The organism is Alphaproteobacteria bacterium (assembly GCA_019746225.1).
Classification (GTDB): domain Bacteria; phylum Pseudomonadota; class Alphaproteobacteria; order Paracaedibacterales; family VGCI01; genus VGCI01.
This window is the reverse complement of sequence record JAIESE010000003.1, coordinates 1-10,696: the sequence shown is the minus strand read 5'-3', so window position 1 is coordinate 10,696 and position 10,696 is coordinate 1. Positions and strand designations below refer to the sequence as shown.

At 41.3% G+C, this 10,696-nt stretch carries 11 protein-coding genes and 2 pseudogenes; 8 read left to right on the top strand and 5 right to left on the bottom strand.

The genetic code is table 11. The features are described from left to right. The 3 genes from K2Y18_00655 to K2Y18_00645 all read left to right on the top strand — a co-directional run. Positions 1-507: hypothetical protein (locus tag K2Y18_00655; protein ID MBX9804246.1), on the top strand; the 507-nt coding region annotated here is incomplete at its 5' end. 438 nt (positions 508-945) lie between these two features. Then, positions 946-1,746 carry a class I SAM-dependent methyltransferase gene (locus tag K2Y18_00650; GenBank protein MBX9804245.1) on the top strand — a complete coding sequence of 267 codons (801 nt, stop codon included), beginning with the start codon at positions 946-948 and terminating at the stop codon, positions 1,744-1,746. Between the two features lie 153 nt (positions 1,747-1,899). After that, entirely contained in the window at positions 1,900-2,100 is a 201-nt protein-coding gene (locus tag K2Y18_00645) for a Tn3 family transposase (protein MBX9804244.1), read from the top strand. 176 nt (positions 2,101-2,276) lie between these two features. On the opposite strand, the gene K2Y18_00640 is transcribed toward K2Y18_00645, so the two are convergent. Further along, positions 2,277-2,786: a transposase gene (locus K2Y18_00640; protein MBX9804243.1), complete on the bottom strand. Its 510-nt coding sequence runs from the start codon at positions 2,784-2,786 to the stop codon at positions 2,277-2,279. 662 nt (positions 2,787-3,448) lie between these two features. Between K2Y18_00640 and K2Y18_00635 the strand changes: the two are divergent. After that, positions 3,449-3,849 (top strand): annotated as a pseudogene (locus tag K2Y18_00635) (reverse transcriptase N-terminal domain-containing protein). Here K2Y18_00635 and K2Y18_00630 read toward each other — a convergent pair. From K2Y18_00630 to K2Y18_00620, 3 genes are all read right to left on the bottom strand, one after another. Continuing rightward, entirely contained in the window at positions 3,844-5,928 is a 2,085-nt protein-coding gene (locus K2Y18_00630; GenBank protein ID MBX9804242.1) for a recombinase family protein, read from the bottom strand. The pseudogene K2Y18_00635 and the gene K2Y18_00630 sit on opposite strands and share 6 nt — an antisense overlap. A 131-nt stretch (positions 5,929-6,059) precedes the next feature. After that, the gene (locus tag K2Y18_00625) at positions 6,060-6,383 is read right to left on the bottom strand and encodes a hypothetical protein (GenBank protein MBX9804241.1); all 324 of its coding nucleotides are present in this window, start codon (positions 6,381-6,383) and stop codon (positions 6,060-6,062) included. Between the two features lie 64 nt (positions 6,384-6,447). Next, a complete protein-coding gene (locus K2Y18_00620; GenBank protein MBX9804240.1) occupies positions 6,448-6,684 on the bottom strand; it encodes a hypothetical protein in 237 nt (78 codons plus the stop codon). Between the two features lie 25 nt (positions 6,685-6,709). Between K2Y18_00620 and K2Y18_00615 the strand changes: the two genes are divergently transcribed. The 4 genes and pseudogenes from K2Y18_00615 (at position 6,710) to K2Y18_00600 (ending at position 10,169) form a co-directional block, all read left to right on the top strand. Continuing rightward, positions 6,710-6,904 (top strand): hypothetical protein, encoded by a 195-nt coding sequence (locus K2Y18_00615; protein MBX9804239.1) that lies wholly within the window; start codon positions 6,710-6,712, stop codon positions 6,902-6,904. Positions 6,905-6,938: 34 nt separating this feature from the next. Further along, positions 6,939-7,196, top strand: a complete 258-nt coding sequence (locus K2Y18_00610) for a hypothetical protein (protein MBX9804238.1) — start codon at positions 6,939-6,941, stop codon at positions 7,194-7,196. A 40-nt stretch (positions 7,197-7,236) separates the two neighbouring features. Then, positions 7,237-7,767, top strand: a complete 531-nt coding sequence (locus K2Y18_00605; GenBank protein ID MBX9804237.1) for a hypothetical protein — start codon at positions 7,237-7,239, stop codon at positions 7,765-7,767. Positions 7,768-8,369: 602 nt separating this feature from the next. Then, positions 8,370-10,169 (top strand): annotated as a pseudogene (locus tag K2Y18_00600) (maturase). 148 nt (positions 10,170-10,317) lie between these two features. Here the strand turns inward: K2Y18_00600 and K2Y18_00595 are convergent. After that, positions 10,318-10,584, bottom strand: coding sequence for a hypothetical protein (locus K2Y18_00595; GenBank protein ID MBX9804236.1), 267 nt, complete (start codon positions 10,582-10,584; stop codon positions 10,318-10,320). Positions 10,585-10,696 lie beyond the last annotated feature (112 nt).

Sequence of the window (10,696 nt, the reverse complement as noted above, 5' to 3'; positions counted from 1 at the left end):
TCGTCATATTTCTTATTTGAATCAATAACTTACAGACGCGTTTGTAAAATATCTATTGTTCCGAGCCGGGAGGCCTACGCAAGTCCAGAATACCTTGAAAAGTTTGGGTACCCTCAAACAGTCGATGACCTTAATAATCACCGCCTAATTACTTTTGGAACAAATACCATTAGACCCTATAGTGACATCGATTGGTTGTTACGTATCGGGTTACCTTCAGGCGTGGTACGTAAGCCATATCTAAGCATTAATTCATCAAAAGGAGCTAGCCAACTTGCTGAACAAGGTCTTGGTATTGTTGCTCTTTCCGATGAATTTCCTCAAATCAAAAAACTAAATCTTCTCAAAATTTTACCAGAGATTCAAGGGCCTACTATTGATCTCTATTATATTTATCCCCACAACCTGCAACACTCTAAGCGCGTCAAAGTATTTGGCGAATATCTAGAACAGCATATTCCTCAGGAATATAGGAAGAATCCTAAGTCCCCCTTACTAACTTTGTAAGAACTTTTGGTAATGTGCTCAACAGCGCTTCCTCAAACCTTTCCTTGTTCAATTTCATTGAAACTTGAACCCATTAACAATTAAGTGCGTTATTGCTGATGTGATAAATTTTTTTCTTACTCCATGGATCTGTCACCAAACAAATTTTCATAATAATCCGATTTAGAAGCTATTATGCGTTTTTCGAAAGTCAAAAGCCTGCGCAGTTAATCCATGAATGTCATCCATCTATCTTTTGAGATTAATTTGTTTAAAAAATTTAGTGATTGATTTGAGTAATACAACTCGATATAAAAAGGCATGAGATGTGATTCTTACAGATTTATAAGTTAGGCACCATATGCCCTTCGTGAATAACAGTCTGTAAATCAAGGAACCTTGTTAGCGTTTTTTTATGCATGAATATAAATTAATAACTGCTATGAAGGAGGCTCATTTATGTTAACTTCTCCTCGGTACTTATCTATTGAACCCTGCCGAAAATCCTTAATCAGTAATGGTCTACCTAAAGTTTACACTCCCCCGGTCTCCGAGAATTTTATAAACCCTTTTTGCACATTAAATAATCAAGGATATATGTTATCTTACCTCCATAAAATAAGTAGAGAATTTGTTGAGTTTTCGAGTCATGCTCCAGGTCCTGTGCTTGATATAGGAACGGCTTATGGCTTTGTTGTCCTAGAGGCCCTTAAAAGAGGAGCTTACGTAATTGCCAATGATTTAGAGTTACGACACCTTGAAGATCTCCACAAAAGAGTACCGCAGAACAATCTTAATAGAATATCTTATGCTGTAGGACATGTTCCTGGAGAAGTGACCTTTAGTCCAAAAAGTCTTGGGGCTGTTCTTGCATCTGGGGTTCTTCATTATTTATCACCACCTGATTTTTCTTTAGCCATTGCTAATATCGCCAGTTGGTTAAAAGCAGGGGGAAAATTCTTTCTAGCAACCCCAAGCCCCTACACTAACCTCTACGAAAAATTTTTTATTACATTCCAAGAAAGTCGAGAACTTAACAAACAATGGCCTGGATTCATTGAAGATGTATCTAAAATACTTCCCAATTTTTTTACAGATGTCCCCAAATCAACCTACCTTATCGACGAAGAATTTATTGCAGAAAGTTTAGAAGAAAATGGACTTGCAGTTGAAAAGATTGATTTTTTCAATATTAAATTACCAACAGAACAATTTAAAAAGTTGACGAATGTTTTAGGGATTATTGCGCATAAGATTTGAAGATGTCACAATGAAATTGTGATAGTAAAACTAATATATCACAATGGTTTTATATCCCTGCCTGGATAAGGTTACATTATCAAAATAACAGTAAAATTAGTTAACTTGACGGCACCTCGGGGGGTCTTTAAAACGAATGATTATGAGGAGATCATGAACAAAGCAAGCTGCCTAAGTTTGTTTTCCAATGCAGTATTGCTTTGGAATACTCACCATATACAAAGGATTACTGAACAACTCCGGGAACAAGGGATGGTAGTAAAGGATGATAATATTGCAAAAATCTCTCCCATTATGTTCAAACATATCCAAATTCATGGGACCTATCACTTTGAGCGAATTGAAGAGACATAGGCCTTGCATCTCGGAAAGACGGATAAGTTACAAACTTGTCTGGAACCTATTGATAAATGTCGATAAATTCACCAACATAAATTTTGGAGAAAAATTATATGTATCTGATTAATATAGATATTTTACTAAACTTTTTCAACAAAATCTCCATTTGTTTTCCAATCCCATTGATCTAACTATTTTTCAATCCAGTCGACGCTTGATTGTGTATCAAATTGATAGTATCCAAGCAGGTTAAGATGCGTACGAGCAGTGGGTGACAGGTTTACCAAAAAATTCTTCTCATCTTCATCTTTCGAGCGAACATAGAGGCTATTTAGGATGTAAGCGTTATAATAGTGGATGACTGCCGCAATAAATCTCGTACATTGGTACCATACTTCCATTTCAATTTCACTCTTTCCTCTGAGTTCACCGTTATTTAAGAGACAGATCGCACGATACAGGGAATTGTATAGCTCCCCACGGTTTAGGGCGTACATAATAGCGCCTCTAAACTCTGGATCATGTATATATGTTAGAATAAATTGAGACCTAACGAGATGGCTGTATTGAGCGAGGGCTCTCTTTGCTTTGCTTGTATAGTCTTTGGATGCCAATTTTCTTATAACAATGCTGGGAGTAGCGTCCCCCATGAGAAGAGAGGCAACTAGCCTTTGAACATTATCCCACTCTTCAATGAACAAGTTTTCATCAACAAACTTTGTTGGTTTAATAAGAAATCCTTTGTAGTCTTTGGCGCTTACGTATTCCGATGAATCCGCTGCGACACGAGGCTATTTAAAGGAGTTGTTTATATGAATACATCATAAACCATTTATACCACTAGATGAACCTAAGGATTTGAATAAAGTAGCAATCCTAACAATGTAACAAGGCATGGGAACGTGCGGGGACCAAACCGTGAGGGAAGGTCTCTCCTGGCAACTACAAGCCAGGTGAGTGCTAGGTAGACGGTATGGTGAATACAAGTGAATCTGCGATAAAGATCGTAATCGGAAACAAGTGAAAGTAGTTGATTTACACTTGAACCAAAAGGTAACAGAGATAGGAGGATGGTTCGGATTTACATCCTCGTGGTCAGTATATCTCTCGGTCAACAGCAGGCACCTAACCCGTCATAACTTCTTTAAATGGAACGTGGAAACCCTGTACAACTCCCGTAAGGGACAGTCAGTCGCAAGAATGACCTATGGTTGTGCAGGATTGGGAGGTTGGAAGAAGCGAATGTCGTCCTGTAATGGGGCGGATAAGGGTTTAAACGTCACCCTCTGCGAAAGCAGGCCTACGTCCAACTGGTCTTTCTTTGCGAGATAAATTGGAGAACCATAAGAATGAAGAAAAGCAAATGTCGGCAATGACAATATCATTGACTGGTGCATCTCCAGCTTTAGAACTAACCTGGACAACCATCAACTGGCAACAGATTAGCGAAGAAGTAAGGCGACTGCAATTGCGTATCGCAAAGGCTGTTCGAGAAAAACGCTACGGTAAGGTGAAAGCCTTACAGTGGTTGTTGACGCACTCAATTGCGCCAAACTCTTGGCTGTTAGACGAGTAACTCAAAGCTATGGAGCTAAAACTTCAGGGGTTGATGGTGTTCTTTGGAAAACGCCAAAACAGAAGATAGAAGCGGTTAAAACATTACGACGGCGGGGGTATCAACCTCAGCCACTGCGTCGGATATATATTCCTAAGAGTCGAGGTGGAGGCCAAAGGCCATTGAGTATTCCGACGGTGGTTTCATAATGCCCCTCCTACAGTTGAACTTTGGGATTTTAAACGAGCAACTGCAATTTTAGTTGAGCTTTCAACTTTCTTTTTTAATGCAGCTTCTTTATCTGGGTCAAGTGATACCCAAAATTTTTGGCGCAAACGACGCGCATTAACCATTTTTCGCTCAATCCAATAACGCACAACATGATGACTCACATTAAATTTTTCTGCAGCTTGGTTGATAGAAAGTTCATCTGGTCTGGGTAACGTAGCAGGAATCTTATGTTTAAATCGAATCCATTCTATACTATAGAGAGTAAAAGGATTGCCCTTATTTGTTCTAAGGCATTCTTGATTAAATTTTTCAACAATTTCTCGGTCTGTTAGGGTCAGGGCTAATTCTCTGACTCTATTAACAATTTCATCTGAGTGCCTCCATCTTTCATATGATGGTGGAGGGATCGGAACTTCAAGAGACTCTAAGGCACCGCCATGCCAACACATGTGCAAAATAACCTTCCGTTCTGTTTTACTTTTTTCAATTGTGATGTCCTTTATGAGCAAACGGAGCATGCGTTTACGATCTTTGGATGAGGTGGAAGGAGCATTCCATAAGCGTGGAAAATCTTTAGCAAGAGTCAATAAATTCTCTTTCTGCTCTTTTGTTGTTACTAGGATATTTTGCTTTTGATAATCAGTATATTGAGATTGGACTTCTTGCAGGAAGGTCAGCGCATCGTTCCAATCTTTTTCAAGAGTCGCTGCTACCAAACGGTTGGAAGGATCAACTTCTTCATAACGGCGTTGAGCAAGTTGCGCCTCATATTCTGCCCGCTTAATTTTCATGAGCCATTGTTTTTCAAGAGATTGGTTTCTTTGCTCTAACTCTTCAAAAGCCTGAATAGCGATTTCAATTTGAGCAGGTGTTATAGCCCTCAATACTCTTTGGGATATCGCTTGATCTAAAGCAGGCGCCCCTACCGATAAACATGAGCTTTTGCCCATTCCTTGATTTTTTCGATAATTACATTCATATCGAGGGCAAACCCCCGCGTGCCCTTTATAGCGTATGGTCACTCGACGGCCACAATCACCACAAATAATCAGTCCTTGCAAAAGGGCGTGACCTTCTCGCGCGTTCAAAGGAAGCAAGTTTATTTCTGCATTTGTTTGATTCTGTTTTAGAATTTTTTGATTATGCACATAATCTTCCCAGGCAATATAGGCTTCATGATGATCTTTTATCATAATAGGCCATTCTTCCATAGGCAGGATAATAGGAGTTACAAGAAGTTGTCCCGTTTGTGATAATTTCTTTTGATACGTATAGCGACCATACACATAGGCGCCAGCATAAGAAGGGTTCTTTATAATGGCCCGCGCCCGTGCCTCCGTTAATCGCGCCCAAACAAGTTTTCCTTTCCTCACGCCACCGTGAGGTCTTTTGGGGAATTGAATATGATTTTGGGCAAAATGATGAATGACTCCATAGGCGCTTCCCTTCTCCTTAAACACACTAAAAAACAAATGTAAAGTATGACGCACTTGCTCATCAGGGTCTAAACGAACACGGCCTTGGTCATCGTAGCAAAAACCAACCGGTAAAGGAAACCTCAACTCACCTTTCTTAGCTTTATTCACCTTACCGCCCTGGAGGCGGGCGCGGATAAAATGGAGCTCTGCGAAAGACATGGAACCTTTGAGACCTAATAATAATTGATCGTTGAAGTCGGACGGATTGTAACATCCATCTTCGTCGATAATTAACGTATTTGTCATGGCACAAAGCTCGAGCAAACGGTGCCAATCGGTGCAAGAACGAGACAGGCGAGACGCTTCCAGCGCAAAGACCGCTCCTACTTTGCTCATTGATACATCGGCAACAAGAGTTTTGAAGTCTTCCCGATTGCTGCTCTGCGTGCCAGACATTCCTAAGTCTCCATCTAGGATTTTGATGATTGTTGGAGACCACCCTAATTGTTGAGCTTTGTCTTGCAGGGCGTATTGACGTTGGGTACTTTCTTGATTGAGCCTTACTTGTGCCATGGTCGATTGGCGAAGATAAATGTAGGCTTGCTTCGTTAAGTGATAGGGTTGTATTTTCCCTGTAATCATGAACATTCTCCTCTTTCGTAACGGAATTTACAATACTCAGCAAATAGCTTTGCAGCATATTGGCAACACAAATAGCTGCATCATCTATTACGGAGGAGGGTTCCATTTTGATGGCCATAATTTCCTTGCTATAAAATTTCCTTTTGCACTAAAGCTTCGCGATTGAGCGTACTTATATCTTCCAGAATACTTTGAGCCGTTTGATAATTGGCTAAGGCTTTTTTGACCTTGTCTTGATTTTTGAAAGAGACATATACCATGATGGGATTTCTGCCAGGCATACTGACTGAAAGATAATAACTTTCGTGACCTTGTTCCTGAGCACAATGGCAATTGGACTTGCCGCATCTTCTGTACCTTTTTATAAGTGATCCCCGAAGCATATCTGCATCGAGACTTTGAAGCTGTTTGATCAGCTGCTTTCTTTTTTGCTCTAGCGTGGATGCGGTCATAATCTTCTTTTTTGTCTGAACAGTTATAAAGGTATTCAGATATTCTCATACCTTTTACCATCAATCAACCCTCTCGTTTTTTGGATTTAGCCTGCCGCAGGACATCTATAAAATCAGTAAGCTGAAGAAGATGCGTAAATGACAAGACGGATGAAGGATCACGAGGGGATTGATAAAAATTAGGATCGGCTCTATCTGTCCACTCCCGGGGAACTGCTCTCACTGTTCCATAGGGTGTATCTTTGAGGCTGAAAATATCTTGCTTGTTAAGTGTTCTGCACTCCAAAATTTCAAAGCGCATTCCTCGTAAGGGATGAAATGGATGAGTGATAGTAGCCCATCCCAAAAATCTATTGGACTTAAGTGCAGTTACATTTGACCATGCCCTCTATGTTGTGTCGAGCGATCCAAGCGGTGCATCTCTTGGCATTAAAACCTGTGGCGAAAATGATGGCGGACAAGAACACCTATGGGTTCAGATCCAAGCGCTCTACGGCAGATGCTGTTGCTCAGTGTTTTAAAGCACTTGTTTAAAAGACATCAGTACCTTGGGTTCTGGAAGGTGATATTCGAGCATGTTATGATTCCCTGAGTGGGACGTGGTTACAAGACAATATTCCTATGGATAAAACTCTTCTAACCAAATGGCTTACAGCAGGGTATATAGAAGAAAAGACTTTGCATTCTACCTTTGACGGTTTGCCACAGGGCGGTATCATCTCACCAGCTATTTTTGTCCTCGCACTTAGCGGGTTAGAAGAGACAGTTAAAAGTGCCTCTGCTAAAAAGGACAAGGTGCATGTGATTTCTTAGGCCGATGACTTTGTAATAACCGGAGCTTCCAGAGAAGTTCTTGAAGATAAAGCCCTCCAAGAGAAACGTTAAGTCTTTCTTGGGTAATCTCCGAGAGTTGATCAAATCCAATGCAACTGCAACAACAGAAAACCTCATCCATCAACTTAATCCAAAGATTAGGGGATGGGCGAATTACTTTTGCCATGTGGTTGCCAAGGACACCTTCAGCTATGTAGATCATCATACCTTCATGGTGATAAAGCAGTGGGCTAAGAGAAGACATCCAAAGAAAGCAGCCGAATGGAGGCGGAGAAAATATTTCCGCTCTCATGGCTTACGGCATTGGATATTCTCAGTCTCAGTAAAGAATGAGAAAGGGGAGCGTGCTTTCCTGGATCTCTTGACGACGGCGCAAACACCCATTCGCAGACACGTTAAAATTAGAGCCGAGGCAACTCCTTACGATCCACAATTCAAGAAATACTTCTTAGAACGATCTCGTTCTAAGCGAAAGACCCCTGAACAGGATCAAAGGGAACCTCACTCAAGCTCTAACGACTCCACAATCACCAAGCGGACAACCGGGTAACCTATGGGTGGCCTTTGAAGGGCTTGAGCCGTGTGAAGCCAAAGTGTGCGCCGTGTCGTACTGTTAAGGAATACTCAGCTAAGCTGAGCAAGGTTCAGAGATCATGACCTTGAGGTGAATGCCTCACCTAAATTTGAAAGGAGGAGGGGACAAGAGCATGGTAATAAAGCGAGGAATATCAGAAAACGTGTATGATATCGCCTTGCAACGCCTGAACGATATGGTTAAAGCTAAACTGCCTGAACTCCAATCTCCAGCGGTGGTACTTCACACTCGTCGGTAGCACGTTTGTATACCCGATGCCTTTGATAAACATAGAATAAACTTTCGTCTATGTCATGCTCTGATCAAAGGGCGATAAGTAGTAAACTTATTAAAGGAGATGAATGGAGAACCTAAGTCGTTCTATATTATCAACAATAATGTTGATATTGTTTCTTAATGGTGAAACATGGGATGGCCTAAGGGACGCTAGTCCTATGGTCACGGAGTCACCGTAGTAGTCAATGGGAGTTACCGACCCATTATAGAGTATGGGAAAGCCATATACAGGGCAAAGGGTGACAGGTAATTGAATAGAAAGGAATTGCTAGGTACGCATGATGCGAAACGCCGAGACAATACTTGATATTATACGTAAACGTGGACAACTTGGACTGCCGGTACAAGATGCCTACCGCCTACTGTATCAGCGAAACCTCTATCTTCGCGCCTACGGTAAAATATACCGTAATGGTGGTGCCATGACGGAAGGAGTCACGTTAGAAACAGTTGACGGGATGTCATTGGAGAAAATTGAAACGATCATTAAGTTACTACGTAATGAACAATATAGATGGACTCCAGTGCGACGTACCTATATACCCAAAAAGAATGCAAAATCAAAACTAAGGCCGTTAGGACTTCCAACATGGTCTGACAAATTACTTCAAGAAGTAATAAGGATTATACTGGAAGCCTATTATGAACCAAAGTTTAGTGAACATTCCCATGGATTTAGGCCAAACCGAGGGTGCCATACTGCCCTTTTGGAAATAACACAAAAAGGGAGAGGGACAAAGTGGTTTATCGAAGGGGATATCTGTGCATGTTTCGACAGAATCGATCATACGATTCTACTTAACATTCTCAAAGAGAGCTTTCACGATAATCGCTTTATCCGACTCTTGAGTGGACTTTTTAAAGCGGGATATTTGGAAGGTTGGAAATTCAATAACACCCTCAGTGGAGTTCCACAGGGGTCGTTAGCGGGTCCAATTCTAAGCAACATAGTACTCGACCGTTTGGATAAATACGTTGAAAAGCAGGTTATACCAGCCTACACAAAGGGTTCGCGAAGAAAGACAAATCCACCTTACGCCAGGCTAACAATGCAGGCTACAGAGGCAAGGAGAAAGAACGATTGGAAGCGTGTACATAGCCTCAACCGATAGGTTCAATCTATGCCATCACGTGACCCAAACGATCCAAATTTCCGACGCCTTTGGTATGTGAGATACGCAGACGACTTTCTGCTTGGATTAATTGGGACTAAAAACGAAGCAATGGCAATTAAGCAGAAGATTTCGGAATTCTTGTTAAATGACCTGAAACTCGAACTCAACGCTGAAAAGACATTGGTTACACATGCCCGTGATCAAAAAGCTAAATTTTTAGGATACGAAATTTATGTGCTCCATGAAAACAGTAAGCATGACCGACGTGGTCAACGCTGTATCAATGGGAGTACTGGCATTCGTATTCCCAAAAACGTGAAACAGGAAAAATGTGCAAAATACATGAAGCACGGGAAATCTAGACATATGCCTCAACGGACAATAGATGAAGCATATGGTATCGTTTCACAATACCAAGCAGAATATAGAGGAATCGTGCAATACTATCGGATGGCATATAACCTTCACACACTTGGTAAACTCAAGCATGTGATGGAAGTATCGTTAGTTCAAACGTTGGCAAGTAAATATAAGACAACGTGCCCGAAAATCTATAAACGGTATGGCACAAAGATCATGACAGAAGAAGGAGAACGAAAAGTCCTCCTGGTCAAAGTCGAACGTGCAGCGCCAAGGAAACCACTTATCACCCATTTTGGGGGGATATCCCTAAAATGGAATAAATGGGTCAGCGTAAATGATAATCTTACAAAACCAATCTGGAGTCAGCGCAGCGAAGTCGTGCGACGCCTTCTAGCTGAAGAATGTGAACTATGCGGATCGCATGAAAATATTGAAGTGCACCACATCCGCAAACTAGTAGATCTAAAGAAAAAAGGATGTACGACACAACCTGAGTGGAAAAGGAAAATGTCAGCAATGCAACGTAAAACTCTTGTTTTATGTCAAAAATGCCATCAGTGTATTCACTATGGCAAGTATGACGGGAAGAATCTTTCAACGTAAGGATTACTGGAGAGCCGCTTGACATCGAAAGAGTCACGAGCGGTTCGGAGGGGGGCTGTTGGAAAAGTACTCTTGGAAACGAGAATAACTCGCTGGCTGTCTACCCTACTTCACGTACGGTTCTGCGACTTACTATTACCCACAAGTATTATGGTGAAGCAAGATTCCATCCTTCTGATAAATCAGTGAGCCGCTTACATCCTCGCCAAAGTGTTATGGGTCCAGGGTTCTTACCTCCTTTTCTAGCTAAGAATCCTCCAAGTTGAGCAATCCATAGAATTGCATCTTTTACAGGAGGAGGCGCATTTGGATAAGATTGTGTTTGATGAGTTTTTGCATAAAGGACCTTCCATTCTTCTTCAGACAACAAAGCTGTGCAAGGAAGTTCAGGATGGGTTCTTGCTAACAAAGTCATAAAAAATAGCCTCCAAGCAATAATACTCATAATCGTGTCCTGACCCCCTATAACAGGTCCAGAAAATAAGTTAGGATTTGGACGTTAAAATAGGGAGGAAAATATGGCACGA